At 59.6% G+C, this 24866-nt stretch carries 25 protein-coding genes and 1 pseudogene; 11 read left to right on the top strand and 15 right to left on the bottom strand.

Annotated features, from left to right (window positions below; genetic code table 11):
• The first annotated feature begins 123 nt into the window (after positions 1-123).
• The gene (locus BLV61_RS31355) at positions 124-294 is read left to right on the top strand and encodes a hypothetical protein (protein WP_167361806.1); all 171 of its coding nucleotides are present in this window, start codon (positions 124-126) and stop codon (positions 292-294) included.
• Positions 295-372: 78 nt separating this feature from the next.
• Here the strand turns inward: BLV61_RS31355 and BLV61_RS25910 are convergent, their stop codons facing one another.
• The gene (locus tag BLV61_RS25910; protein ID WP_047527520.1) at positions 373-1122 is read right to left on the bottom strand and encodes a TerC family protein; all 750 of its coding nucleotides are present in this window, start codon (positions 1120-1122) and stop codon (positions 373-375) included.
• A gap of 29 nt (positions 1123-1151) precedes the next feature.
• Entirely contained in the window at positions 1152-1394 is a 243-nt protein-coding gene (locus tag BLV61_RS25905) for a hypothetical protein (protein ID WP_090468342.1), read from the bottom strand.
• 135 nt (positions 1395-1529) lie between these two features.
• On the opposite strand from BLV61_RS25905, the gene nhaR reads away from it, so the two are divergent.
• The gene (gene nhaR, locus BLV61_RS25900) at positions 1530-2429 is read left to right on the top strand and encodes a transcriptional activator NhaR (protein ID WP_090468339.1); all 900 of its coding nucleotides are present in this window, start codon (positions 1530-1532) and stop codon (positions 2427-2429) included.
• Positions 2430-2433: 4 nt separating this feature from the next.
• On the opposite strand, the gene BLV61_RS25895 is transcribed toward nhaR, so the two are convergent.
• On the bottom strand, positions 2434-3591 hold the full coding sequence (locus tag BLV61_RS25895) for an MFS transporter (protein WP_090468337.1): 1158 nt from the start codon (positions 3589-3591) through the stop codon (positions 2434-2436).
• Positions 3592-4054: 463 nt separating this feature from the next.
• Here BLV61_RS25895 and sstT point away from each other — a divergent pair, with 463 nt between their 5' ends.
• Positions 4055-5287 carry a serine/threonine transporter SstT gene (gene sstT / locus BLV61_RS25890; RefSeq protein WP_090468335.1) on the top strand — a complete coding sequence of 411 codons (1233 nt, stop codon included), beginning with the start codon at positions 4055-4057 and terminating at the stop codon, positions 5285-5287.
• A 187-nt stretch (positions 5288-5474) separates the two neighbouring features.
• Here sstT and BLV61_RS25885 read toward each other — a convergent pair whose 3' ends face one another.
• From BLV61_RS25885 to BLV61_RS25855, 7 genes are all read right to left on the bottom strand, one after another.
• A complete protein-coding gene (locus BLV61_RS25885; protein ID WP_047527511.1) occupies positions 5475-5984 on the bottom strand; it encodes a DUF1993 domain-containing protein in 510 nt (169 codons plus the stop codon).
• Between the two features lie 107 nt (positions 5985-6091).
• Positions 6092-7510, bottom strand: a complete 1419-nt coding sequence (locus tag BLV61_RS25880) for an ArnT family glycosyltransferase (protein WP_090468333.1) — start codon at positions 7508-7510, stop codon at positions 6092-6094.
• A 5-nt stretch (positions 7511-7515) separates the two neighbouring features.
• Positions 7516-8451 carry an SdiA-regulated domain-containing protein gene (locus tag BLV61_RS25875; protein WP_047527508.1) on the bottom strand — a complete coding sequence of 312 codons (936 nt, stop codon included), beginning with the start codon at positions 8449-8451 and terminating at the stop codon, positions 7516-7518.
• A gap of 11 nt (positions 8452-8462) precedes the next feature.
• Positions 8463-9971 carry an ArnT family glycosyltransferase gene (locus BLV61_RS25870; protein WP_090468331.1) on the bottom strand — a complete coding sequence of 503 codons (1509 nt, stop codon included), beginning with the start codon at positions 9969-9971 and terminating at the stop codon, positions 8463-8465.
• Positions 9972-9974: 3 nt separating this feature from the next.
• Positions 9975-10253 (bottom strand): lipid-A-disaccharide synthase N-terminal domain-containing protein, encoded by a 279-nt coding sequence (locus tag BLV61_RS25865; protein ID WP_047527501.1) that lies wholly within the window; start codon positions 10251-10253, stop codon positions 9975-9977.
• Positions 10250-10990, bottom strand: a complete 741-nt coding sequence (locus BLV61_RS25860; protein WP_090468329.1) for a glycosyltransferase family 2 protein — start codon at positions 10988-10990, stop codon at positions 10250-10252. The genes BLV61_RS25865 and BLV61_RS25860 overlap by 4 nt, the downstream gene beginning before the upstream one ends.
• Before the next feature lie 46 nt (positions 10991-11036).
• Complete coding sequence (locus tag BLV61_RS25855) at positions 11037-12014, bottom strand: NAD-dependent epimerase/dehydratase family protein (RefSeq protein ID WP_047527496.1); 978 nt, start codon at positions 12012-12014, stop codon at positions 11037-11039.
• A 309-nt stretch (positions 12015-12323) separates the two neighbouring features.
• On the opposite strand from BLV61_RS25855, the gene BLV61_RS25850 reads away from it, so the two are divergent.
• Positions 12324-12971: a YceH family protein gene (locus BLV61_RS25850; RefSeq protein ID WP_090468327.1), complete on the top strand. Its 648-nt coding sequence runs from the start codon at positions 12324-12326 to the stop codon at positions 12969-12971.
• Between the two features lie 154 nt (positions 12972-13125).
• Here BLV61_RS25850 and BLV61_RS25845 read toward each other — a convergent pair.
• Positions 13126-13453, bottom strand: a pseudogene (locus BLV61_RS25845) (hypothetical protein).
• Positions 13454-13494: 41 nt separating this feature from the next.
• Positions 13495-14313, bottom strand: a complete 819-nt coding sequence (locus BLV61_RS25840) for a shikimate 5-dehydrogenase (RefSeq protein ID WP_090468325.1) — start codon at positions 14311-14313, stop codon at positions 13495-13497.
• Positions 14314-14558: 245 nt separating this feature from the next.
• Between BLV61_RS25840 and BLV61_RS25835 the strand changes: the two genes are divergently transcribed.
• Positions 14559-14951: a hypothetical protein gene (locus tag BLV61_RS25835; protein WP_090468323.1), complete on the top strand. Its 393-nt coding sequence runs from the start codon at positions 14559-14561 to the stop codon at positions 14949-14951.
• A gap of 200 nt (positions 14952-15151) precedes the next feature.
• Complete coding sequence (locus BLV61_RS25830) at positions 15152-15343, top strand: hypothetical protein (RefSeq protein ID WP_047538427.1); 192 nt, start codon at positions 15152-15154, stop codon at positions 15341-15343.
• Here the strand turns inward: BLV61_RS25830 and BLV61_RS25825 are convergent.
• The gene (locus BLV61_RS25825; protein ID WP_090468321.1) at positions 15340-16401 is read right to left on the bottom strand and encodes an AI-2E family transporter; all 1062 of its coding nucleotides are present in this window, start codon (positions 16399-16401) and stop codon (positions 15340-15342) included. The genes BLV61_RS25830 and BLV61_RS25825 overlap by 4 nt on opposite strands.
• A gap of 163 nt (positions 16402-16564) precedes the next feature.
• On the opposite strand from BLV61_RS25825, the gene trhP reads away from it, so the two are divergent.
• The gene (gene trhP / locus BLV61_RS25820; protein WP_090468320.1) at positions 16565-17890 is read left to right on the top strand and encodes a prephenate-dependent tRNA uridine(34) hydroxylase TrhP; all 1326 of its coding nucleotides are present in this window, start codon (positions 16565-16567) and stop codon (positions 17888-17890) included.
• Between the two features lie 29 nt (positions 17891-17919).
• On the opposite strand, the gene BLV61_RS25815 is transcribed toward trhP, so the two are convergent.
• Complete coding sequence (locus tag BLV61_RS25815; protein ID WP_090468318.1) at positions 17920-18783, bottom strand: LysR family transcriptional regulator; 864 nt, start codon at positions 18781-18783, stop codon at positions 17920-17922.
• Between the two features lie 96 nt (positions 18784-18879).
• Between BLV61_RS25815 and BLV61_RS25810 the strand changes: the two genes are divergently transcribed.
• A complete protein-coding gene (locus BLV61_RS25810; RefSeq protein WP_090468316.1) occupies positions 18880-19788 on the top strand; it encodes a DMT family transporter in 909 nt (302 codons plus the stop codon).
• A 62-nt stretch (positions 19789-19850) separates the two neighbouring features.
• Here the strand turns inward: BLV61_RS25810 and BLV61_RS25805 are convergent, their stop codons facing one another.
• A complete protein-coding gene (locus tag BLV61_RS25805) occupies positions 19851-20567 on the bottom strand; it encodes a FadR/GntR family transcriptional regulator (protein ID WP_090468314.1) in 717 nt (238 codons plus the stop codon).
• 281 nt (positions 20568-20848) lie between these two features.
• Here BLV61_RS25805 and BLV61_RS25800 point away from each other — a divergent pair, with 281 nt between their 5' ends.
• The 3 genes from BLV61_RS25800 to ampC all read left to right on the top strand — a co-directional run bounded on the left by BLV61_RS25800 (position 20849) and on the right by ampC (position 24845).
• Positions 20849-22195 (top strand): MFS transporter, encoded by a 1347-nt coding sequence (locus BLV61_RS25800; RefSeq protein WP_090468312.1) that lies wholly within the window; start codon positions 20849-20851, stop codon positions 22193-22195.
• A 36-nt stretch (positions 22196-22231) separates the two neighbouring features.
• Positions 22232-23575: a glucarate dehydratase gene (gudD, locus tag BLV61_RS25795; RefSeq protein ID WP_090468310.1), complete on the top strand. Its 1344-nt coding sequence runs from the start codon at positions 22232-22234 to the stop codon at positions 23573-23575.
• Positions 23576-23705: 130 nt separating this feature from the next.
• The gene (gene ampC, locus BLV61_RS25790) at positions 23706-24845 is read left to right on the top strand and encodes a class C beta-lactamase (RefSeq protein ID WP_090468308.1); all 1140 of its coding nucleotides are present in this window, start codon (positions 23706-23708) and stop codon (positions 24843-24845) included.
• The last annotated feature ends 21 nt before the right edge of the window (positions 24846-24866 follow it).

Here is a 24866-nt window from a genome sequence, read left to right as displayed (position 1 = left end):
GCATTCGATAGAGCGAACTGGTTGATCCGGGTCGACCTTTGGTCAATAGCCTGCAACACCGCAGCGTCTAGACTGTCACTTGCAAGTCGTGTGTGCCCGCCGCAGGGCAAAGAGGAGGCATCGATGAGCCTGACAATGACAATCGTGATGTTGATTTCCGGCTGGCTGGCCGTTGCCACCGCCATGCTATGGGGCGTTCTGCGCATTACTCGTCGGCACCATCACCACCCTGCTCAACCGGCGCCCCTGGTGAAAGCCGAAAAACCGGCCACGCGCCACGCCACTGCCCATTAACCAAAGCGTTGGGGCCCTACAAAAAAAACGGCCGCCTGGACTCTTTCGAGTGCAGGCGGCCGTTTCGTTAAGCGCCAATCAAGCTTCCGCGGAGACCCGCTTCTGCCGGGCGCGGCGGGACATCATGTTCAACACCTCGATCGCAGCCGAGAACGCCATGGCAGCGTAGACGTAGCCTTTCGGTACGTGGGCGCCGAAGCCTTCGGCGATCAGCGTCATGCCGATCATGATCAGGAAGCCCAGGGCCAGCATCACCACCGTCGGGTTGTCGTTGATGAACTTGGCCAGTGGATCAGCCGCCAGCAACATCACCAGCACCGACACCACCACCGCGATGATCATGATCGGCAAATGTTCGGTCATGCCGACAGCGGTAATGATGCTGTCGATGGAGAACACCATGTCCAGCATCAGAATCTGACCAATCGCCGCGGCAAAGCCCAGGGTCACGGTCGAGGTGGCCGACGTCGGATCTTCCGGAGCCGGGTCCATGCTGTGATGGATCTCGGTTGTAGCTTTCCACAACAGGAACAGGCCACCGGCAATCAGGATCATGTCTTTCCAGGAGAAGGCCTGGCCAAACACTTCAATCACAGGCGCCGTCAACTGGACGATGAACGCAATGGTGCTCAGCAAGCCCAGTCGCAGAATCAGCGCCATGCCGATACCGATGCGCCGTGCTTTCTGTCGATGTTGCTCAGGCAGCTTGTTGGTCAGGATCGAGATAAAGATCAGGTTATCGATGCCAAGCACGATTTCCATCACCACCAGGGTGGCCAGGGCAACCCACGCGGTGGGGCTGGCAGCTAGTTGTAAAAGGTATTCCATGGGTCAGTCCTGACTCGCTGTAAGACGGTTTAGATTTCCTGGGAGGAAGATTCGGTTTTTTCCGCGTCTTTTTCCGTTGATTCTTTTTTGCTGATCAACCCGCCAGTGGCATCGCTCAGCGCTTGTTCGGCGGCTTTATGGGTGTCGTCGATGGCCTGTTTGGCGCTTTCGGCGGCTTTGCCCATCAGTTGCTGGGCACTTTTTTCGGCCTGGTCACAGCCGGCCAGTACCAGTAAAGACGTGATCAGCAATGCCGTGGTCTTAAGCTTCATGTTGCCTCCTTCAATAGAACAAACGGCGCCGAGACGATGGCCCGTTGATAGCGACGCATTCTAGGGAGATGAACACTTCAGGAAAATTCGTATTTTCAGCGTATATACTTCGGTTTTTACGAACTGTAGATTCTCATGCTCAACTATCGACAACTGCATTACTTCTGGGTCGTGGCCAAGACCGGCAGCATCGTGCGCGCCTGCGAGCAACTGAACCTGACGCCCCAGACCATCAGCGGGCAGATCTCCCTGCTGGAACAAACCTACGGCATCGAGTTGTTTCGCAGGGTCGGCCGGCAACTGGAGCTGACCGAGGCTGGCCGGCAAACCCTGCCCTACGCTGAACAGATGTTTCAGCTGGGTGGCGAATTGGAGTTAATGCTGCGGGCGCAGCCCAATGAACAGCAGATTCTGTTCCGGGTCGGTGTGGCCGATGTGGTCCCCAAATCCATCGTCTACCGCCTGATAGCGCCCACCATGGAATTGAGCGACCCCCTGCGCATCAGCTGTCGCGAGGACAAGCTGGAACGCCTGCTCGCCGACTTGGCCATCCAGCGCCTGGATCTGGTGATCTCCGACAGCCCGATGCCGTCGCACCTGGACATTAAAGGCTACAGCCAGAAACTCGGTGAATGCGGGATCAGTTTTTTCGCGACCGCTGAGCTGGCAGCGCTCTACGGTGGGGATTTCCCCCGCAGCCTCAATGGCGCTCCGCTGCTGATTCCAGGGCCGGAAACCGTGGTGCGCAGCCGCTTGCAACGCTGGTTCGCCGAACAACAGATCCAACCTCGCATCGTTGGCGAATTCGACGACAGCGCCTTGATGCAAGCCTTCGGACAGTCCGGTAGCGGGATTTTCATCGGCCCGAGCGTGATCGCCGATGAAGTGCGGCGCCAATACGGCGTGGAGGTGATTGGCCAGACCGACGCGGTGAGCGAGTCGTTCTATGCCATTTCGGTGGAACGCAAGGTCAAGCACCCCGGCATTGTCGCCATTACCGAAGGTGCCCGCCGCGAGTTGTTTACCGAACTGTGAAGCCTTAGGCGAAGACTTCGCGGGGTTTGAAAGTCATCAGCGCGAGAGCCAACAGGATCGACGCCAAGATAAAAGCGGCAGCCGCAAAACCCAGGCCTTGCAGGCCGACGCTATCGATCACCCGGCCGCCAATCATGGCGCCCAGGCCAATCCCCAGGTTGGCCCCGGCGATGTTCAGCGAGGCGGCAAAGGCTGGCGCCTCGGGTGCGGCTTTCATCAAACGCACATGGCTGACCAGAAACAGCGCTGCCTGAGTGATGCCCCAGATACCCATCGCCGCCGCCAGACCAAAAGGCGAATGGATGTTCGGCACCAGCGCCACCAGCCCGGCAATCATGAACGCGCAAAACATCATCGACGCGATCAGCGGATGCCGATCCACCGCACGGCCCCCCAGTGAGTTACCGATCAACCCGACCGCGCCAAAGCCCATCAGACACCAGCCAACCACCGTGCCATCGAAACCGGCCAAACGCTCGAGGATGTCCGCCAGATAGGTGTAAGCGGTGAACATGCCGCTGAACACAATGATCGACAGCAGCACGTGGCCGACCATCACTGGGCTGCGCAGAATCTTGAACTGTGAACGGAAACTGACCTGATGCTGATGCAGACTGGTTTTCGGCAGATAGATAAACAGCAGCAGCGCCTTGGCAAACGCGATGACCGCGAGGATGCCGAAAGCACTGCGCCAGCCAAATGCATCGGAGATCAGGGTGCCCACCGGAATACCGAACACGGTGGCGCAGACAATGCCGAAGCCGATTTTGGCGATGGCGCGTCCGGCGTAATCCGGCCCGACAATGTCCACGGCCGTCTCACTGGCCAGCGCCCAGAACACCGGTAAGCCCAACGCCGGAATCAAGCGAGCAACCGCCATGACCCAGATATTGGGCGCCAACGCCGCGAGGGTGTTGGCCAGGCCGAACATGATCAGCACGCTGATGAACAGCTTGCGGCGCTCGAACCGGGCGAAATACGCGGTAAGAAATGGCCCGAAGGCGGCAACGGTGAAAGCGAACAGGGTCACCAGCAAGCCCGCTTGCGGGATGCTGACCTCGAGGTCGCGGGCGATGGCCGGCAGCAGGCCGACAATGATGAACTCCGTGGTCAGCACCGTGAAACCGGCGGCGGACAACAGAAGGATGGGCAACAACCGCATGCAAAACTCCAAATAAACGACAACACCAGCGATAGCCCGAAGGCCCACTGGCAGACATGAAAAAGAGGATGGCGAATCTTAACAGAGTGTTTCCGGATGCGGTTGCACGAACCTGCAAATCGCGTTGAACGCCAGGGCGTCAGTTCGTCACAGGCCTGAAGGATCGGCCCTGCGCTGTGATAAAGTCCGCGCCCTGAAAAACGTACACCCTGTGGTCGATGCTGTTCATTCAAGTGACAAAACCTGTGGGAGCGAGCCTGCTCGCGAAGGCGGAGCCTCAGCAAACACTAATGTTGACTGTTCCACCGTCATCGCGAGCAGGCTCGCTCCCACAAGGTTTCTAAACGTTGAATGACATTACACCCCCGCGTTTCTCCTTACGGTTTCCTGCCTGCGGCCTGCCCGGCTTGTTGCTGCAAACCCGCGAAACCATGCACTTACAAAAAATCAGAGATGCCGTTTTATGACCGCTTCATCCCCTTCTCTATGGCAACACCTCAAACGCACCAGCCTGGTCACGCAAATCATCATCGGCTTGATCGCCGGGATTGCCCTGGCCCTGTTCGCGCCGGAAGCGGCAAAGTCCACGGCGTTTATCGGCAAGGTCTTCGTCAGCGCGCTGAAAGCGGTCGCGCCGATTCTGGTGTTCGTGCTGGTCATGGCGTCCATCGCCAACCACAAGCACGGCCAGGAAACCCATATCCGGCCGATTCTGTTCTTGTATCTACTGGGCACCTTCGCCGCCGCCGTGGTCGCAGTAGTGGCGAGCATGATGTTCCCCTCCAGCCTGGTGCTATCGACCCATGACGTCGCGGTGACCGCGCCCGGTGGTATCGGCGAGGTCCTGCAAAGCCTGTTGCTGAGCGTGGTCGACAACCCGATCAGCGCACTGATGAACGCCAACTTCATCGGCATTCTGGCCTGGGCCATCGGCATGGGCATCGCCATTCGCCACGCCGGCGACACCACCCGCGAAGTGCTGGGCGACCTGTCCAATGGCGTCACCGTGATCGTGCGAGTGGTGATTCGCTTCGCACCGCTGGGGATCTTCGGCCTGGTGGCCTCGACCCTGGCCACCTCCGGTTTCGGTGCCCTGATCGGGTACGCACATCTGCTGGCCGTGTTGCTCGGCTGCATGCTGTTCGTGGCGCTGGTGATGAACCCCGCCATCGTGTTCTGGAAACTGCGTCGCAATCCGTATCCACTGGTGTTTATGTGCCTGCGTGAAAGCGGCATCACTGCCTTCTTCACCCGCAGCTCGGCAGCGAACATCCCGGTCAACCTGGAATTGAGCAAGCGCCTGGGCCTGCACGAAGACACCTACTCGGTGTCGATCCCGCTCGGCGCCACCATCAACATGGCCGGTGCGGCCATCACCATTACCGTACTGGCGCTGGCGGCGGTGCATACCCTGAACATTGCCGTGGACATCCCGACCGCCATCCTGCTCAGCGTTGTCGCGGCGATCTGCGCCTGTGGTGCTTCGGGCGTCGCGGGCGGTTCGTTGCTGCTGATCCCGCTGGCGTGCAGTTTGTTCGGCATCCCGAGTGAAATCGCGATGCAGGTGGTAGCGGTCGGTTTCATCATCGGCGTGTTGCAGGACTCGGCGGAGACGGCTTTGAATTCATCCACGGATGTGCTGTTCACCGCGGCGGCTTGCCTGGGTGAAGAGGCAAAGGCAGAACGCCTGGCCTAACCCAAATCCCCTGTGGGAGCGAGCCTGCTCGCGATGGCGGCGTCACATTCAATATCAATGTTGACTGACCCACCGCTATCGCGAGCAGGCTCGCTACCACGGGGTTCGTGGTGTAGCGAGTCAATGCGCGCACATGAAAAAGCCCCCGCAACCCAAGGCTGCGGGGGCTTTTTTGTATCTGGACGGTTTAGAACGCGCCCATGTAGTCGCGCTTGCCCACTTCCACGCCGTTATGACGCAACAAGGCGTAAGCGGTGGTGACGTGGAAGAAGAACTGCGGCAAGCCATAGCTCAGCAGGTATGCCTGGCCACTGAAGCGCTTCTCTTTAGGGGTGCCTGGACGCGTGACGATTTCGATGCCTTCCTTGCCGTTGATCTGCTCCGGCTTGATCTCGCCGATGTAAGCCAGAACCTTGGTCAGCAGCGCTTGCAGTTCGGCGAAGGTGGTTTCGGTGTCTTCGTATTTCGGAACTTCAACTTCGGCCAGACGCGAAGAAACGCCCTTGGCGAAGTCAACGGCGATCTGCACCTGACGCACCAGCGGGAACATGTCCGGGTACAGGCGCGCTTGCAGGAACGCATTCGGGTCGATGTTCTTTTCAGTCGCGTGGGCTTCGGCCTTCTTCAGCACGTCACTCAAAGCGTTGAGCATTTGTTTGAAAACAGGAACGGAAGCGTCGTACAGGGAAATGGTCATGGCAGTCTCGTGTGATGACGGAGAGAAATGTGCGCCGATTATAGCCATGACCGCCCGCTCAGCGGCTTGTCTTTTGTTGCGTCACGATCGGCAACTCGCCTTGCCGATCAGTGGCAATCACCGCCCATGCGGACCAACAGCGCCGAGCGGCCCGGTTTCAGATACGCATCGACTTCTCCGACCTTGCACGATGCCAGGTTTTGCAATTGTGGATTCAGTGGCTCCGGCACGAATAGCAGCCCCGCTGGCCGGTCTTCCCCTTGCAACTGATCAATCGTCAGCGGCGCAACCGGTCGGCCCATGTAGTAGACCAGGCGGATATCCGGCTCACCGATTGTGTAGGCCTTCTGGCCCGGTTGCCCTGCCGCCAGCGTGGCGACCTGCTCAAGGCCACCGACGCGGTGAGACAGCACCCGCGCCTCGACGAACGCATAAAACACCACGAACCCGGCCAGCATCACGCAGGGAACCGTGGCCAGGCAGGCACGCCAGCGACCCTTCGCGTCTTCGAGCACGGCCGTCCAGTGCATGGCCAGCAGCAGCGCCAGGGACGGGTAAACCGGCAGCAAATACTTGCCGTGTTTTTCGGTAAAAAAAGAGAACACCAGCAGTGGCAGCAGACTGCAACACAGCAACATGGCCGCCTCGCGGCGCGAACGGATCATTGCCCAGAACTTTCGCGGCTGCACGAAGACAATCAGCCAGAACGGGAAGAAGTCACCGGCCAGGTACAACAGATAGGCGTACCAGGCTTCGGCGCCTTGCCCGTCGATCTTCTTCACGATGTCTTCGCTGATGATCGACGCCCAGACACCCCAACCCTGATTGATGGACACGGCCAGATACCAGGAACCGCCCAGAACCACTGCAAGGAGCCAGCCCCAACCGTCACACAGATAGGCTTTGGCCCGGGCATCGCGATAGATCAAGGCATAAGCCAGAATCGGCGCCGTCACCCACAGAAGGCACACCGGCCCCTTGGTCAACAACGCGCAGCCTATGAGAACGTAGCTGAGTCGACTCCAAACGGCCCGGCCCTGCTGGAATATGAATTGCCAGGCTGCCAGCAGCGCGCCGAAACACAGCAGGGTCAGCAGCATCTCGATTTCAGAGCGGCGGGCGAACAGGCTGAATGCCCCGTTCGCGGCCAGGAACACCACCGCAAACAGCCCCACCTGGCGCCCCGCCTGCCTGAGGCCGTACAGATAAGTGCCGACACAGCACAAGGTCGCGGCCAGCGCCGAAGGCAGGCGCATGCTCCACTCGGACAAGCTGCCCAGCACGGCGGTCGAAACGAGACCGACCCAGTAGAAAAACGGCGGCTTGGACAGGTACAGATCGCCGTTCATATAAGGCAGCAACCAGCTCCCCGCTTCGCGCATTTCGCGGACGGTGACCGCGCGCCGGGCTTCGTTGACACTCAAAAACGGTACGCTGCCCAGGCCCCAGAAAAACAGCAGCGCAATGGCTATGGCCGCAAGCAAGGCGATATTGCGGTTCGACAAACGCGACAGACTCAGCCCCATCCAGGTTACTCCGCAGCAGTTACTTGAGCGTTTTTGGTCTTGCTGAAGCGATAGAAAAGGTTGGACTCGCTGACGACGTAGAGGTCGCCATCGGCGTCCATTGTCATACCCTCGCCTTGCGGCACCGAATGCTTAAGATCGCCCGCCTGGCTGCGCAGGGAGAGAATGCTGACGAAGTTCCCCTCGCCGTCCAGCTCGGTGATATTGGCGGACTCATCACTAAGCAACAAAAGGTGCCCGCTCTTCGGATCGAAGTAGCCCTCGGAGAGGTCTCGACTGAAGACACTGCGGTTGACCCAGGACGTCAGGTCCTTGATGCGGATCTGTAGAGGGCCGCCCATTGAAGCGAGCATGCCTGTCACCGAATACAGCTGCCGCGGATCACGCTCCTTGATGGCGAAGACACGATCATTGGCCCGGTCGTACGCCACCCCCTCAAACCCTTTGTTGTGTGGGCTAAGGTTGACGCCGATGGCGACAAATTGTGCTTGTTCGACATGGATCGGCGCAGGGGTGTCGGGCAAGGTGACGATGTCCAGTTGCTGCAATCTTTCATCGGCGATCACCACCCGTCCACCGCCAATGTAAGCGATGCCTTCGGTGTCTTCGAAGCCGATCAGCGGGTAGCGCCCGAGCAAGTCGCCGTCGCGGCTCAACACCACGATTCCCATGGGCTCGCCATTGGTGATTCCCAGCAGGCGATCACGATCGTAATCGTAAGCGATGCCGGACAAATTGGTGACACCCTCCACAGGTTTGGCCTGGATCACCGCCTTATAGTCAGGCAGCCAGATATTTTTGTCCGGTGCCTGATTGCCGTACCACTGGTTGTGCCAGTGTCCGTACAACTGCGAGAACCAGGCATCACGCACTCCTGTAGTGATAACCAGTGCCAACGCGACAACGACAACCAACAGCCCCGCTTTCCTTGCCTTGCTCATTATTATTTTTCTCAGTCCCAAGTGAAACGATAGACATGCCCAGGCTGCTCCGGATGGCATTTGCCGTTATCGGCATCGGCGCCGACGATCGACCACTCGGCACGGGACGTTTCGCCCAGTTCATGTGCAGCCTCGGGGGCGAAGCACTGGCCGAGCAACTCGTCCGGGACCAACGCATAAGCCTTGGGGTGATCGCGCAGCCATTGTGCAGCCTGCTCGACCGAGGACTCGGCCATACCGAAATGCACGATCGGCTGACGGGCGTACAACCAATGTCCCTCGCGCCAGTTGACCAGTACCAGGTCAGCACCGTGAGTCATCGACGCGGCTTGCTCCATGATGGCTACGTGTGGATTGGCGCCGTCCGTGATCGGCTCGATAAACCCACGGGCGAACCACAACACGAACCAGCCTGCCACCAGGGCCGGAAATGCCCGGCGCAGGCGCGGGCGCTGCTTGAACCAGCGCTGCAGCAGCCAGGGAATCAGCGGCGCGGCCGCCAGTACCAGTCCCGGTAGCGCCGGGTAGATGTACAACTTGCGCTTGCCGGCACTGATGCAAAAGAACAGCACCACCAGCGCAACCCAACCGAGCAGCACCAGCACCCGACCGTCACGCTTTTGCAGCTGACGGCGCCAGGCCGGCACCAGCCATGGCAAGGCCAGTACCAACGGCAGCCAGTATTGCGGAATGACGTTGGTGAAGAAGTACCAGAACGGTTCCCGGTGGTCCCACGAAGCGGCGTAGCGTCCGGCGGTCTGGCGCAGGAGGATTTCCCGGGCATAGGCCACCTCGTCAGCGGAACCATTGAATACGATGGACAAGGTCAGGGGTAACAGCCAGACCGCAATCGCCGCCAGCATTACCAGCAACCCGAGCCCCCATTTGCGCGCCTGGCCCGGCATGGCCACCACACCCGGCCAATCCTTGCGCACCGCATAGGCATAAGGGATCAGCATCAGCGCCGGCAAAAAGCCCACGCCTTTGGTGATCACGCCGATGCCCATGCCCGCACAGCCTACGTAGAACCAGCGCCATGCCGGCCCCAGCAACAGATGACGGGCCAGGCCGTAGAGGCCCAGGGAAGTGAACAGAATCAGAAAGCTGTCGATCTGCCCAGTGCGCAGAATGCTGTAAGTCTGGTAGGTCGCCAGGTACAACAGCGCGGCAATGCGCCCGATGCGCTGGTTCCACAGCCGTCGCCCCAGGTCATAGACCATCGCCGTGACGGTCACGGCGGAAAACAGCCCCGGAATATACAACGCGATGTTGGGCTTACCCGTGAGCCAGGTGAAGAACGCCACCGTCCACATGAAGATCGGTGGTTTATCGCCGTAGATCTCCCCGGCGCGATGGGGAATCAGCCAAGAACCGTTGTGCAGCATTTCCAGGGCCACGCCGAGGAAACGTTCTTCATCGACGTTCTGCACCTGACGCAGGCCCAGACCGGCACCGACCAAAAGCAGGGCGAGCAACATCAACCCCAGGCATTCGACCCTGGGCGACAACGATCTGCGCATGACTTACTCCTTGAGGTTTTTGCTTTTTGCAATCAGTTGCAGGTTGCGCAGATAAACAATAAAGCCAAAAGCCTGGCCGGCAATGAACACCGGGTCCTGCCGGTAAATGGCATACATCAGCAGCAGGGCACTGCCGACGATACTCAGGTACCAGAAGCTGGTCGGGATCACGCTGCGTTTTTTGTATTCGCTGTACAGCCACTGCAGGACGAAACGGCCGGTGAACGCGATCTGGCCGGCAAAGCCGACCACCAACCACAAGGATTCGCGGGAAAGGTTCATTCCTGAACCTCCCGAGCCTGAGTATTCAGGCGAGTACGCTTGATCAACCACCACACCCCGAAGAGGTCGAGAATGCCGACAAGGGCGCGGTCGATATTGCCGTACTTGGACACGCCGGCGGTGCGGTGCCGGTGGTTGACGGGATGGACGACCATCTTGCCATTGTGGCGCTGGATCAGCGCTGGAATGTACCGATGCATATGATCGAAGTACGGCAGGCGCAAAAACGCCGCGCGTTGAATCAGTTTCAAGCCACAGCCAGTGTCGGGCGTGGCGTCCTTGAGCAGGCGGCTGCGCAGGCCATTGGCGAAACGCGAAGCCCAGCGCTTGCTCGCGGTGTCGCGGCGGTTGACCCGGTGCCCCGCCACCAGCTGCAAGTCGCCACTGCCACGCGAGTTACGCACCAGTGCCAACATGCCCGGGATGTCTGCCGGGTCATTCTGCCCATCGCCATCGAGCGTGGCCAGCCACTGCCCGCGAGCGGCCTGTGCCGCGTGGTACAGCGACGTGCTTTGGCCCAGCGAGCGATCATGATGCAGGATGCGTAACTGGCTCAGACCATTGTTTTTGGCCTGCTGCAGTTCGTGCAAGGTCGCATCGGTACTGCCATCGTCGACGACGATGATTTCATAAGACTCATCCGCCAGCGCCACGCGGACCTCCTCAAGCAAGGGCTTGAGATTGTTCGCTTCGTTCTTCGCGGGGATCAGTACCGATACAAAAATGTCATTGCTCATAGAGGCGCTCTTTTGCCTTGCTCTTTTATTTTCAAGGGAGAATGGTTCATAACTGATAGAACTGGCGATACCACTTCACAAACTCCCCGACGCCGGTGCCAACCGGCACCTGCGGACTGAAATCGACCCACTCTGCCAGGGCCGACACGTCGGCCCAGGTCTTGACCACATCGCCAGCCTGCAGCGGTAGATAGTTACGTTGCGCCTGCATCCCCAGCGCCGCTTCCAGGCAGTCAATGAACTCCAGCAGCGCCACTGGCTGGCCGCGACCGATATTGAACAACCGGTTGACACCTTCTCCCGCCCCGGTCGATACCGGTGGTCGTGTGCGCAATCGGGCAACGCTTTCGACGATGTCGTCGATGTACGTGAAGTCCCGTGCCATCTGGCCCTGATTATAGATATCGATCGGCCGGCCTTTGAGCATCGCCTCGGTAAACTTGAACAGCGCCATGTCCGGCCGCCCCCACGGTCCGTAAACCGTAAAGAAACGCAGCCCACTGGCCTTCAATCCGTACAGATGGCAATAACTCTCGGCCAGCAGCTCATTGGCGCGCTTGGTCGCGGCATACAAGGAAATGGGATGATCGACCGCGTCCTCGACACTGAACGGCATTTTGCTGTTGCTGCCGTACACCGAGCTGCTGGAAGCGTAGATCAAATGCGCGGGACTGTGGTGTCGGCAGGCTTCCAGCACATTGAGGAAACCCACCAGATTCGATTGCGCGTAGATGTCGGGATTGTCCAGCGAATAGCGTACGCCGGCCTGTGCGGCCAGATGCACCACTTCGGTAAACGGATGATCGCGAAACAACGCCATCAACGCCGGCTTATCGACAATGTCCATTTTCTCGAAACGAAAGCCCGGCAAGCACTCCAGTTCCTTGAGTCGTGCGCGCTTGAGCGTGACGTCGTAATAGTCATTGAGGTTGTCGATGCCAACCACTTCATGGCCGTCCAGACATAGACGCCGGGCGGTGTGAAACCCAATGAATCCGGCAGCGCCGGTAATCAAAATAGTCATGCGAATCGTGTGCTATTGAGCACATCTTGTTTGGCTGATACCAACATCAACTTCATGCCTTGCTCCATCTTCCATTGCTTAAGGCCGATGACATTGTCGATGCAAGAAACGTGTAAATCCCCCACTTCAAGGACATCCTGTCCATGGCCCCGCATACGGTGCCCATCCAATTGTAAAAAAATCGTTAGTATTGCGTTAAAGCCTCATTAAACAGCCCAGATAGTTCGCAAATACTATTGCCATTGACGCACACCAATCTAAAGTGCATCCACGCAAGTGAAAACCTGAACCGGGTAAGGACGCAGAACCATGATCACCGAGCAAGAGACGACCTATGACGAGCCGCCACTCAACAGCACGGAAATCCGTATTCTGGGCTCTCTGATCGAAAAACAGGCCACCAGCCCGGAAACCTACCCGCTTACCCTCAATGCGCTGATGATCGCCTGCAACCAGAAGACCAGCCGTGAACCGGTGATGAACCTGACCCAGGGCCAGGTCGGTCAAAGCTTGCGCGCCCTTGAGGGACGCGGCTTCACCAAACTGGTGATGGGCAGCCGTGCGGATCGCTGGGAGCACAGGGTCGACAAGGCACTGGAACTGGTACCGGCTCAGGTGGTGCTGGCAGGACTGTTGTTCCTGCGTGGCCCACAAACGGTCAATGAGCTGCTGACCCGCAGCGGCCGCATGCATGACTTCGAAGATACCGACCAGGTGGTGCATCAGCTTGAACGCTTGATTGCCCGTGGCCTGGCCCTGCTGATTCCGCGCCAGGCCGGACAGCGGGAAGACCGGTATATGCATGCCTTGGGCGACCCGGCGGACATCGACGCGATTCTCGCGGCGCGGCAGAACCCGGTCGAACGTGGTGGTGGCAGCGCTGTTTCGGTTGAGCGGATCGAAGAGCTCGAGGCGCGGATTGCGGCACTGGAAGAGCGTTTGGCGCGCCTTGAGTAACCATAATTAGCTGAACAACAAATCCCGTGGCGAGGGTCATGCTGTTCAGTTAAGGACGAACACTGTACCTGTGGCGAGGGAGCTTGTCGGAACGCCGCCCGGAGCAAGCTCGCTCGCCACAAATACACCATGGCCGACTCGATCTCGGAGCCGTTCATTCCCCGTCCCAGTAATCCACCCCATCCGCCTGCCGGGCAACCGCGACAAACCCCGAGGCATTACCCTGGGCATCGACCTTGAAGTCATCCATCACCGCATACTTGCCGGAGTCCGGATATTCGCAAATCTCCGGTGACTGCTGGGTGCTGACCGCCCCCCGGTTCCAGCACGTACAGGCGATAACCGAGCTTTTGAGCCCCCAGTTGCTGACCCACGCGGGCCATGCGTTGCCGATAGCGGCCAGCGGTTTCACCGGTGGGCGCCAAGGCTTGGGGCAAGGGCTCGAGTTCGACCTGATTCAGGTTGAGAATGGGGGGATGCATGGACACCTCCTTGATCTGGTTTTAAGGCAGGCAAAAGACCTTCAACTGCGCGCAAACGCCACCGCTTGCTGAAATTGCTCATCCGTCGGCCGCACACCGGTATAAAGCACGAATTGCTCCAACGCCTGGAGCGCGATCACCTCCAGTCCGGTGATCACTTGCTTGCCCTCGGCACGACCACGCACGATCAGCGGCGTTTCCGAGGGAATCGCCACCACATCGAAGACGATATCAGCAGCCGCAATGACCTCGGTTTCGTACGCCAACTGCCCGGCCTCCGGGCCGCCATCCATACCGACCGGCGTGACATTGATCAGCATTTGCGGCCGCCTCTCCCCCAGTTCCGCTTGCCATGGATAACCCAGGGATTCAGCCAGGGCACGGCCTGCGCGCTCGTTGCGGGCCACGATCAGGCCGTTTGTGTAACCGCCATCGCGCAAGGCACTGGCCACCGCCTTAGCCATTCCGCCACTGCCGCGCAGGGCAAAGGTGGTGTCCTTGGGCACTGCGTGGGTTTCCAGCAGTTGGGCAACCGCAATGTAATCGGTGTTATAGGCCTTGAGATGACCGTCGGTATTGACGATGGTGTTGATCGATTGAATGGCGGCGGCGGACGCGTCCAACTCATCGACCAGCGCAATGCAGGCTTCCTTGAACGGCATCGACACGCCGCAGCCGCGAATGCCCAAGGCACGAATACCGCCGACAGCGCCCGGCAAGTCGTGACTGCTGAAGGCTTTGTAGTAGAAATTCAGCCCCAGTTGTTCATACAGATGGTTGTGAAATCGCAGGCCAAAGTTGCCGGGGCGTCCGGAGAGGGACATGCACAGCTGGGTGTCTCTGTTGGGGTTCATCTGCATGTGAATCTCCTTCCATTGCACTTTCAGATGGACGGGCTTGGCCAGTCCAGGGTGTTCTGATCAATCATATTCCAGGGCCTGCGCATGGTATCGGGCGACCGTAAGCAGGCCGGTACAGACCTTACACAAAATTTACCTAACGGCTGTGCTGATTATCAAAAACGCGCTGTCTTAGAAGTATCCCCGCGACGATCCTTGGGTCTATTGCAGACGCAAGCGCCGGGGCGAAGAACCGAGGAATTATCATGATCCGTAAAATCCCCACAGTAGCCTTGCTGATCGGCGCGCTCGCTATCGCAGGACAGGCGCAAGCCCATGGTGGTGGTAATGACGCGGCGGTATTTGGAGCAATCGTCGGTACGGCCATCGTCGGCTCGGCCCTGATCAACGCCAACCGGCCGGTGTATGTCGAGCCGCAACCGGTTTATGCACAGCCGGTCTACGCCCAACCCGCACCGGTGTATGCCGCACCACCGCCACCGGTTTACTACCAGCCGGCTCCGGTCTATGTGCAGCAACCGATCTACTACCGTCCGGCGCCGGTCTACTACGGACCTCCCCGTGGTTACTACGGACCTCCCCATGGTTACTACGGCCCTCCGCGTGGTTACTATGGCCCGCATTACGGTCACTACTGACACAGTCCGCAGGGGCCCGCTTGCCGGCGATGACGCGTTCAAAAACGCGATCGCCGGCCAGCAGGAACATTGAAAGGTGCGGTGACCGAGAAACGGTCATTTGCACCCACTGGCGTCAATGACCACTATCGAAAACGGTGATTGTCCGAAAAAACGCCCGCCCCGTAAGGTATCTCCATAGATCGATGGAGGTACTGATGATGTCCCAGGTTCAGATTATGTCCGTTATCGGCAGTGCCGTGCCCGCCCCTCTCAGAGAGCTGGGATTACTCGCCTGCTGGTACCTGGTACAGGACGGCGAACAGATCAGCGGCCCGCTCACTTCGCTGCCGGCCGCCCAGGCATTGTCTGAGCGTATCGGCACTGGCCAGACAGGCAAATTCAGCGCTTAAGGCAGCTGAACCCGCGGTTTGGTTTCGATGAAGATCGCCCAGCTCGACATGAACAGCGCGGCAATCAGCGGACCGATCACAAAACCGTTGAGGCCGAAAATCGCCAGGCCGCCCAGGGTCGAGATCAGGATCAGATAGTCCGGCATCTTGGTGTCCTTGCCCACCAGGATCGGTCGCAGCACGTTGTCCACCAGTCCGATCACAAAAACCCCGAACAACCCCAGTACCACGCCCTGCCAGATCGCCCCGGTGAACAGGAAAAATGCCGCCACCGGCGCCCAGACAATACCCGCCCCCACCGCTGGCAACAGGGACAGAAACGCCATCAACACGGCCCAGAGCAACGCGCTCGGGATGTCCAGAAACCAGAAAATCAAACCACCCAATGCGCCTTGTGTGATCGCCACCAGCAGATTGCCCTTCACCGTGGCCCGCACCACGCGGTTGAATTTGAGTTGCAGACGACGTTTCTGGTGTTCCTGCAGCGGTACGGCGGAGCGAACCTTGCGCGCCAGTTCGGCACCGTCCCGCAGAAAGAAGAACAGCAAGTAGAGCATGATGAAAAAACCCACCACAAAATCGAAAGTGCCCTGACCAAAACTGAAGACCTGCGTGGCGACAAACTCATTGCCCGTCACCGCGCTCTTGATGATTTTCTCCCGCAGGCCGTTCAGCTCGCCGACCCCGAACCGATCGAGCAAGTGCTGAAAGTACGGCGGCAGGCTGTGTTTGAAGTGCGTCACATAGCCTGCAATGTCCAACTCGCCGCTTTCGATTCTGTTGTAGAGCGCCGCCCCCTCCTGAACCAGCAAGGCACCAAGGATGATCACCGGCAGGATCGCGATCACCAGACAAACGCTCAGCGTCAGCAACGACGTGACGTTGCGCTGCCAGCCGAACTTCAATTGCAACCGACGCTGCAATGGCGCAAACAGGATGCCGAGGATCACTGCCCAGAACACCGCGCCGTAGAACGGCAACAGAATCCAGATGAAGGCGATGCTCACCACCCCCAGCAACACCGTCAGTGACTTGTCTTGTAATGTCTCTTCGTTCATGTCCGATCCATGTCAGTCCGCCGGAACGCAATGTTGCGCCCTGATGCTTAGGCCACCATGGCTCGCGCGAGTGCCATCGTTTTTTTCATCAAGCATAGATCCAGATCAATAAACCTTCCGAGCAAGGCGTATACGCTCGGCGGCTTTTGCGATCGATCCCACCATGAACCAGATTGCTCCGGAACTGCTCGCCCCCGCCGGCACCTTGAAAAACATGCGTTATGCCTTCGCCTATGGCGCCGATGCCGTGTACGCGGGCCAGCCACGCTACAGCTTGCGCGTGCGCAATAACGAATTCGATCACGCCAACCTGGCCCTCGGCATTCGTGAAGCGCAGGCCCAGGGCAAGCGCTTCTACGTGGTGGTGAACATCGCGCCGCACAACGCCAAGCTCAAGACGTTCCTCAAGGATCTGGAACCCGTGATCGCCATGGCGCCGGACGCGTTGATCATGTCCGACCCCGGCCTGATCATGCTGGTGCGCCGGCACTTCCCGCAGATGCCGATTCACCTCTCGGTACAAGCCAATACGGTGAACTGGGCCAGTGTCGAGTTCTGGCAGCAGCAGGGCTTGAGCCGGATCATCCTCTCGCGGGAACTGTCTCTGGAAGAAATCGCCGAAATCCGCCAACAGGTTCCCGCCATGGAACTGGAGGTATTCGTGCACGGTGCGCTGTGCATGGCCTATTCGGGCCGCTGCCTGCTGTCGGGCTACCTGAACAAGCGCGACGCCAATCAAGGCAGTTGCACCAACGCCTGCCGCTGGAAGTACTCGGCGCAGGAGGCCACCGAAAACACGCTTGGCGAGATCGTCCAGCAGTTTCAGCCGGAACCGACCCTGGGTCTCGGCGCACCCACCGAGCAAGTGTTCCTGCTGCAAGAGGCCAATCGCCCCGACGAACTGATGCCCGCCTTCGAAGACGAGCATGGCACTTACATCATGAATGCCAAGGACCTGCGCGCCGTACAGCATGTCGAGCGCCTGACGCAGATGGGTGTGCACTCACTGAAAATCGAAGGCCGGACCAAATCGCATTTCTATTGTGCGCGGACCACCCAGGTCTACCGACGGGCCATCGATGATGCCGTGGCCGGCCGCGATTTCGACCGCAGTCTGATGACCGACCTCGAATCCCTTGCTCAGCGCGGCTACACCGAAGGCTTTCTGCGTCGGCATGTGCATGACGAGTACCAGAACTACCAGAACGGCAGCTCGGTGTCGGAGCAGCAACAGTTCGTCGGTGAACTGACCGGCGAGCGACGTGAGCGGTTGGCGGAAGTGAAGGTGAAGAATCGGTTTGGCCTGGGCGATCACATGGAGTTGATGACGCCCAAGGGCAACTTCCACTTCGATCTGCATCAATTGCACAACATCCGGGGTGAAGCGATCGAGGTCGCGCCGGGGGATGGGCATACGGTGTACCTGCCGATTCCGGATGCGGTGGATTTGAGTTTCGGGTTGTTGATGCGGGATGTGCGCACGAGCTGATCAATCCGCGTTCACGGCTACCAGTTCGCTTAAGCAAATTCCTCGCGCAACATTGCCACGAACGCCTCTCGCGCCGGGTGCACCCCGGCGTTTTCATGCCAGTAGAACAAGTTCTCGATCGCCGTCAGCTCGGGAAACTCGTAACCCACGCACCCCGCGCCCTTGGCGTATTGATCGAACACGCCTTTGGGCACCAGCGCCACGCCGGCCCCGGCGCTGACGCACCCGACAATCGCGCCGTAACTGGCCAGGCTGACAATCGGCAACGCCTGCCCCTGGCGCAACAACCAATGTTCCAGCGCCGCCCGATACGGACAACCCTGGGGCCACATGAAGACGGTCTTGTCATGCAGATCCGCCATGTCACGCACTGGCCCCAGCGATGTCGAGGCAATCAGCAACAGATCTTCGCGGTACATCGGCGTGCGCTTGAGGTGCGAGCGCTCGACATCCACCGCGACGATCGCACCGTCAAGCCGATGATTGAGCGTGTCATCCAGCAACTGGCCCCAGGTGCCCGTGGTCAGTTCCAGCGCCACTTGCGGGAAGCGCTTGTGGAATTTGGCCAGCAGTCGCGGCAAGCGACCGGTGGCCGAGGACTCGATGGCGCCGATGCGCAACGGCCCGGAGGGCTCGGCCGCGGGGTCCACCGCCCGCTTCGCCTCCGCGGTCAACGCCAGGATTTTCGAGGCGTAGGCCAGAAAGGTCTGACCCGACGGACTGATGCGCAGCCCGCGCCCCTCGCGCAAAAACAACGCGACACCCAACTCCGCCTCCAGCGACTTGATCCGCGCCGTGATGTTCGACGGCACGCAATGCAGCACTTCTGCCGCACGGGCGATGCTGCCCATTTCGGCAACGGTCTTGAACATGCGAATCTGTGCCAGCTCCATACATCACCCAAAGTGAACGGTTAACGCATTATAAGTCAGTTGTGGCGAATGGTTCAGGTTCAGATACTCAGAGCACCTGCCTACCGGTGCACGACCATGAAGCCGCTCATACACTCCCCCGTTTCACCCTTGAAGATCATCCTGGCCATGGCGTTTGTCGTGACCTGCTGGGGGTATTCCCCGACCGGCATCCATATCGGCCTGCTCGCCTACGACCCCGTGCATCTGGCGCTTTTGCGTTTCCTGCTGGCATCGGTGTTCATGGCTGTGGTTGCGTTGTGCAGGGGCATTCGCCTGCCCGGGTTGCGCGATGTTCCATTGCTGTTCGGGCTGGGTTTCTTTGCGGTCAGCCTGCATCACGTGGCGATCAACGTCGGCCAGCAAGGCGTCAGCGCCGGCGCTTCCAGTGTGCTGGCACAAACCACGCCGTTGTTCAGCACCTTGCTCGCGCGCTTCGCGTTCAAGGACCGGGTCAGCCTCTGGCGCTGGGGCTGCGTTTTATTGGGCCTGCTCGGCGTGTTGATTGTGGTGGCGGGCGATCATGGCCTGGGCAGCATCGACGCCCACGGCTTGCTGATCCTGCTGGCGGCGCTGTCCTGGAGTCTGTATTTCGCCCTGCAAAAGCATCACACCGGGCGTTATGACGGGTTGACCCTGGTCTGTTACACGGTCTGGTCCGGGACGTTACTGTTACTGGTTTTTCTGCCCGGCCTTGTGGAGCAGGTCGCCGTGGCGCCGCTGCGCGTGCAGCTGGCCGTGTTTGCCCTGGGGATATTCCCCAGTGCCTTGGCGTATCTGGCCTGGGCCTATGTATTGGCACACGTGGATTTGAGTCGGGCGACGATGACGCTGTATCTGGTGCCGCCGACGGCGATGGCCATTGCGTCGTTTGCACTGAGTGAAAGGCCGACGCTGATGGTTGGGGTTGGAGCGGTTGTGGTGTTGATCAGCGTGTTGGCGCTGAATCTGGAGCGGCGAGTGGTCGTTCAAGTGGCCAATGCCTGAACACTGAAGATCCCTGTGAGAACGAGCTTGCTCGCTCCCACAGAGGGGCGGCGGCACCACGATCAACTGCCGGCAGGCGAAAAACGGTCGCGACTGTTGGTCAAATGCAGCCACATCGCTGCCCGCGCCGCGTCCGGGTCCTGGCGCTTGATGGCGTTGAGAATTGCCTCATGTTCGAGGTTGGCCAGTTCGCCGAGTTTGCTCAGGTCCACTGCGCCGCGCTCGGCGGCGTTGACCCGGGTTCGCGGAATCATGGCGCTACCCAGATGCTGCATGATCTCGGTGAAGCACACATTGCCCGTGGCTTCGGCGATCAGCAGATGGAAGCGCCGATCCGCTTCGACACAACTGTCATTGTTGGCCAGCAGACGCTGATAGTCGTCGAGCGCCTCGCGCATCTGCGCCAACTGTTGATCGCTGCGGCGAATGGCGGCCAGTGCGGCCGCCTGGGTTTCCAGGCCCATGCGCAATTCCAGAATGCTGCGCACCCCCAGCGCCGTATCGACATTCAGTCGCAAGCCCTGTTCGGGCGCACGCTCCAGCACAAAGGTGCCGATGCCGTGCCGGGTCTCCACCAGGCCGGATGCCTGCAACTTCGAAATCGCCTCCCGCACCACGGTACGACTGACACCGTGCTCCTGAACAATCGTGTTCTCCGACGGCAGCTTTGCGCCAGGCAACATATGCCCGAGCAGGATGCTCTGGGTCAGCTTGGCCACCAGGTCATGGGCCAGGTTGTGGCTGCGCTTGCGGGCAGGTGCATCGAGATCTTCTTGCATGGCGATCATCCAAAAGCAGAACTAGCGCAATCGTAGCACTGCCCTCACCCTAAAACTCAAAAAACACCGCCTAACTTGTATGACAACAGTCAACAACAAGTCGAAAAATCTTTCAATCAATCCGCCAAAAACCACCCACCAAGGAATAAAAATAGGCGCTATAGCGCCGTTTTATTCGGAAAAACCTATTGCAGCATGAAAAAATGCAGTTGTATGATGTCTATCAACAACGCAGCGCTCAGCCGCACCCCGCATAAAAATAACGAGTGGGAGAAAACGCAGTGAAAACATCCATATCAGCCATGGACGATGGCGCCGATTCGGTGCTCAAGTCCGCCATCTCGAAAGTCAAACGTCACGTCTTGCCGCTGTTCGTGATCATGTTCATCGTCAATTACATTGACCGCGTGAACATCGGCTTCGTCCGCGCCCACATGGAACACGACCTGGGTATTGGCGCTGCCGCCTACGGCCTGGGCGCCGGTCTGTTCTTCATCGGCTACGCACTGTTCGAGGTGCCCTCCAACATCCTTCTGCAGAAAGTCGGCGCTCGCCTCTGGCTGACCCGCATCATGCTGACCTGGGGCCTGGTCGCGGCAGGCATGGCGTTTATCCAGACCGAAACCCACTTCTACGTCCTGCGTTTTCTGTTGGGTGTGGCCGAAGCCGGGTTTTTCCCTGGCGTGATCTACTACTTCACTCGTTGGTTGCCCGGTGTGGAGCGCGGCAAGGCCATCGCCATTTTCCTCAGCGGCTCGGCGGTTGCGTCGCTGATTTCCGGCCCGCTGTCCGGGTTGCTCCTGCAAATCAACGGCTTCGGAATGCACGGCTGGCAATGGATGTACTTCATTGAAGGGATGTTTTCAGTCGGGCTGTGCGTGTTTGTCTGGTTCTGGCTTGACTCCAGGCCCCACGACGCGAAATGGCTGACCCGGGACGAGCAAGACGCACTGGTCCAGGCCATCGATGATGAGCAACTGGCCCGCGAAGCCGCGACGCCCATCAAACCGTCCCTCGGCAAACTGCTCAAGGATCGCCAGATCATCCTGTTCTGCCTGATCTACTTCTTCATTCAACTGACCATCTACGCCGCCACCTTCTGGCTGCCGAGCATCATCAAGAAGATGGGCGACCTGAGCGACTTCCAGGTCGGGATGTTCAACTCGATTCCGTGGCTGCTGTCGATTGTCGGCATGTACGCCTTTGCCTCGCTGTCGGCCAAATGGAAACACCAGCAAGCATGGGTCGCCGCCGCTCTGTTGATCGCCGCCGCCGGGATGTTCATGTCCACCACCGGCGGGCCGGTCTTCGCCTTTGTCGCAATCTGCTTCGCCGCACTGGGTTTCAAATCGGCGTCATCGCTGTTCTGGCCGATCCCCCAGGCCTATCTGGATGCCCGAATCGCCGCTGGCGTCATCGCGTTGATCAACTCGGTGGGCAACCTCGGCGGGTTCGTTGCGCCGACCACCTTCGGCCTGCTGGAAGAACGCACCGGCTCCATTCAGGGCGGCCTGTACGGCCTGGCCGCGACGTCGATCATCGCCGCGATCATCGTCTTTGCCGCACGCAACACACCCAAAGCCGCTTCCATCACCACAACGGCCAAACCGGCGCCCCACCACGCCTGATGACTTTTCAAGAACACGGCTTAAAAGGATAAGAACATGACCCTGCAAGAAACCGCCAAAGCCCCGATCATCACCAGCATGCAAGTTGTTCCGGTGGCTGGCCACGATGGCATGCTGCTCAACCTGAGCGGCGCCCACGGGCCGTTTTTTACCCGCAACATCGTGATCCTCAAGGACAACGCCGGCCACACCGGCGTCGGCGAAGTACCGGGTGGCGAGCGCATTCGCCAGACCCTAGAAGACGCCCGCAGCCTGGTGGTCGGCAGCCCGATCGGCACCTACCAGAAGGTTCTCAATCAAGTGCGCCAGACCTTCGCCGACCGCGACGCCGGCGGTCGTGGCCTGCAGACCTTCGACCTGCGCATTACCATCCACGCCGTCACGGGGCTGGAGGCGGCGCTGCTCGATCTACTCGGTCAGCATCTGGACGTACCCGTCGCCGCCCTGCTCGGCGAAGGCCAGCAGCGTGATGAAGTGAAAATGCTCGGCTATCTGTTTTATGTCGGTGACCGCCAGCAAACCGATCTTGCCTACCGTAGCGAGCCGGATGCCGACAATGACTGGTTCCGGGTGCGTCACGAAAAAGCCATGACCACCGACGCCGTGGTGCGCCTGGCCGAAGCCGCTCATTCGAAGTACGGCTTCAAGGATTTCAAGCTCAAGGGCGGTGTGCTCAGCGGCGATGCTGAAATCGAAGCGGTGGCGGCCCTGGCCGAACGCTTCCCTGACGCACGCATCACCCTCGATCCGAATGGTGCCTGGTCCCTCAAAGAGGCCATTCGCTTGTGCCGCGACCAGCACAAGGTACTGGCTTACGCCGAAGACCCCTGCGGCGCGGAAAACGGTTACTCGGGACGCGAAGTCATGGCTGAGTTCCGCCGCGCCACGGGCCTGAAGACCGCGACCAACATGATTGCCACCGACTGGCGGGAAATGGGCCACGCGATCCAGTTGCAATCGGTGGACATCCCGCTGGCGGACCCGCACTTCTGGACCCTGCAGGGCTCGGTGCGCGTGGCCCAGATGTGCCATGAATGGGGCCTGACCTGGGGCTCGCACTCCAACAACCATTTCGATATTTCCCTGGCGATGTTCACCCATGTCGCGGCGGCCGCACCGGGTGAAATCACGGCGATCGACACCCACTGGATCTGGCAGGACGGCCAACGCCTGACCAAAGCCCCACTGCAAATCGTCGAGGGCTGCGTGCAGGTGCCGCAGAAACCCGGGCTGGGCATCGAGCTGGATATGGATCAGGTGGTCAAGGCCCATGAACTCTATAAGGGCATGGGGCTGGGTGCGCGGGATGACAGCGTCGCGATGCAGTTTTTGATTCCGGGGTGGACATTCGATAACAAGCGGCCGTGCCTGATGCGTTGATTTAGCGGATGCATGCCCTCCAACGACCCGCCCTGCCGCCTATGGTCGGCAGGGCCCAAAAACCATTCGGAACGGAGCAATTAACCCCCTAACATGACGCGCAACTGAATCGATGACGGACGACACCCACATGGACAGACTGAAAACTTTCGCGGTTTGCGTGGCGGCGCTCGCGGCTGGCCAATGCCTCGCACAGGATCAAATGGAGACGCTGGTGAATACCGCCGTGCGCCCGGTCATGCAAGCCCAGGGCATTCCCGGAATGGCTGTGGCGGTGACCGTCAACGGCACGCCGCACTACTTCAACTACGGGGTAGCGTCGAAAGAAAGCGCGCAACCGGTCACTGAAAACACCCTGTTCGAAATCGGCTCCCTGAGCAAAACCTTCACCGCCACCCTCGCCGCCTACGCCCAGGCCAGCGGCAAGTTGTCGCTGTCCGACAAGGCCAGCCAGGTGTGGCCCGCATTGCGCGGCAGCGCGTTCGATCACATCAGCGTGCTGCAACTGGGCACCTACACCGCGGGCGGCCTGCCGCTGCAATTCCCCACCGCCGCCGACTCGGCGGACAAGATGCTCGGCTATTTCAAACAATGGCAACCGACTTACGCCGCTGGCACCCACCGGCTGTATTCGAATCCGAGCCTCGGTTTATTCGGCTACCTCGCGGCCCAAAGCATGGGCCAGCCATTCGATGAACTGATGGACAACACGCTGCTGCCCAAACTCGGCCTCAAGCACACCTACCTCAACGTCCGCCAGGCACAGATGAATCTATACGCGCAGGGCTACAACAAGGACGACAAGCCCGTACGCGTGGGGCCTGGCGCGCTGGACTCCGAAGCTTACGGGGTGAAAACCAGCACCTCGGACCTGATCGGCTATGTGCAAGCGAACCTGCAACCGAGCTCGCTGGAAAAGCCATTGCAACAGGCAATCGCCCTCACCCACACCGGTTACTACCGCGTCGGCGAGATGACCCAGGGCCTGGGATGGGAGCTCTATCAATACCCGGTCACCCTTGAACGATTGCTGGCCGGCAACTCGTCGCAGATGGCCATGGAGGCGCACAAGGTCCAGTGGCTCAACCCGCCTCAACCGCAACCGGAAAACCTGCTGCTGAACAAAACCGGGTCGACCGGGGGCTTCGGCGCCTATGCCCTGTTTGTGCCGTCGAAAGACATTGGCATCGTGATCCTGGCCAACAAAAACTACCCGATCGCGGAACGGGTCAAGATCGCTCACCAGATTTTGAGTGCACTGAGCCAGTGAACCGAGGGTAGTGCCTCTGTG

Source organism: Pseudomonas mohnii (assembly GCF_900105115.1).
GTDB classification, from domain to species: domain Bacteria; phylum Pseudomonadota; class Gammaproteobacteria; order Pseudomonadales; family Pseudomonadaceae; genus Aquipseudomonas; species Aquipseudomonas mohnii.
Note: the sequence above shows the minus strand (reverse complement) of the source record. Positions and strands in the feature narration are given on the sequence as shown.

Bases quoted from the DNA above. Each gene is read 5' to 3' on its own strand.
- BLV61_RS31355 (WP_167361806.1), top strand. From the start codon at position 124: ATGAGCCTGACAATGACAATCGTGATGTTGATTTCCGGCTGGCTGGCC.
- BLV61_RS25910 (WP_047527520.1), bottom strand. From the start codon at position 1,122: ATGGAATACCTTTTACAACTAGCTGCCAGCCCCACCGCGTGGGTTGCC.
- BLV61_RS25905 (WP_090468342.1), bottom strand. From the start codon at position 1,394: ATGAAGCTTAAGACCACGGCATTGCTGATCACGTCTTTACTGGTACTG.
- nhaR (WP_090468339.1), top strand. From the start codon at position 1,530: ATGCTCAACTATCGACAACTGCATTACTTCTGGGTCGTGGCCAAGACC.
- BLV61_RS25895 (WP_090468337.1), bottom strand. From the start codon at position 3,591: ATGCGGTTGTTGCCCATCCTTCTGTTGTCCGCCGCCGGTTTCACGGTG.
- sstT (WP_090468335.1), top strand. From the start codon at position 4,055: ATGACCGCTTCATCCCCTTCTCTATGGCAACACCTCAAACGCACCAGC.
- BLV61_RS25885 (WP_047527511.1), bottom strand. From the start codon at position 5,984: ATGACCATTTCCCTGTACGACGCTTCCGTTCCTGTTTTCAAACAAATG.
- BLV61_RS25880 (WP_090468333.1), bottom strand. From the start codon at position 7,510: ATGGGGCTGAGTCTGTCGCGTTTGTCGAACCGCAATATCGCCTTGCTT.
- BLV61_RS25875 (WP_047527508.1), bottom strand. From the start codon at position 8,451: ATGAGCAAGGCAAGGAAAGCGGGGCTGTTGGTTGTCGTTGTCGCGTTG.
- BLV61_RS25870 (WP_090468331.1), bottom strand. From the start codon at position 9,971: ATGCGCAGATCGTTGTCGCCCAGGGTCGAATGCCTGGGGTTGATGTTG.
- BLV61_RS25865 (WP_047527501.1), bottom strand. From the start codon at position 10,253: ATGAACCTTTCCCGCGAATCCTTGTGGTTGGTGGTCGGCTTTGCCGGC.
- BLV61_RS25860 (WP_090468329.1), bottom strand. From the start codon at position 10,990: ATGAGCAATGACATTTTTGTATCGGTACTGATCCCCGCGAAGAACGAA.
- BLV61_RS25855 (WP_047527496.1), bottom strand. From the start codon at position 12,014: ATGACTATTTTGATTACCGGCGCTGCCGGATTCATTGGGTTTCACACC.
- BLV61_RS25850 (WP_090468327.1), top strand. From the start codon at position 12,324: ATGATCACCGAGCAAGAGACGACCTATGACGAGCCGCCACTCAACAGC.
- BLV61_RS25840 (WP_090468325.1), bottom strand. From the start codon at position 14,313: ATGCAGATGAACCCCAACAGAGACACCCAGCTGTGCATGTCCCTCTCC.
- BLV61_RS25835 (WP_090468323.1), top strand. From the start codon at position 14,559: ATGATCCGTAAAATCCCCACAGTAGCCTTGCTGATCGGCGCGCTCGCT.
- BLV61_RS25830 (WP_047538427.1), top strand. From the start codon at position 15,152: ATGTCCCAGGTTCAGATTATGTCCGTTATCGGCAGTGCCGTGCCCGCC.
- BLV61_RS25825 (WP_090468321.1), bottom strand. From the start codon at position 16,401: ATGAACGAAGAGACATTACAAGACAAGTCACTGACGGTGTTGCTGGGG.
- trhP (WP_090468320.1), top strand. From the start codon at position 16,565: ATGAACCAGATTGCTCCGGAACTGCTCGCCCCCGCCGGCACCTTGAAA.
- BLV61_RS25815 (WP_090468318.1), bottom strand. From the start codon at position 18,783: ATGGAGCTGGCACAGATTCGCATGTTCAAGACCGTTGCCGAAATGGGC.
- BLV61_RS25810 (WP_090468316.1), top strand. From the start codon at position 18,880: ATGAAGCCGCTCATACACTCCCCCGTTTCACCCTTGAAGATCATCCTG.
- BLV61_RS25805 (WP_090468314.1), bottom strand. From the start codon at position 20,567: ATGCAAGAAGATCTCGATGCACCTGCCCGCAAGCGCAGCCACAACCTG.
- gudD (WP_090468310.1), top strand. From the start codon at position 22,232: ATGACCCTGCAAGAAACCGCCAAAGCCCCGATCATCACCAGCATGCAA.
- ampC (WP_090468308.1), top strand. From the start codon at position 23,706: ATGGACAGACTGAAAACTTTCGCGGTTTGCGTGGCGGCGCTCGCGGCT.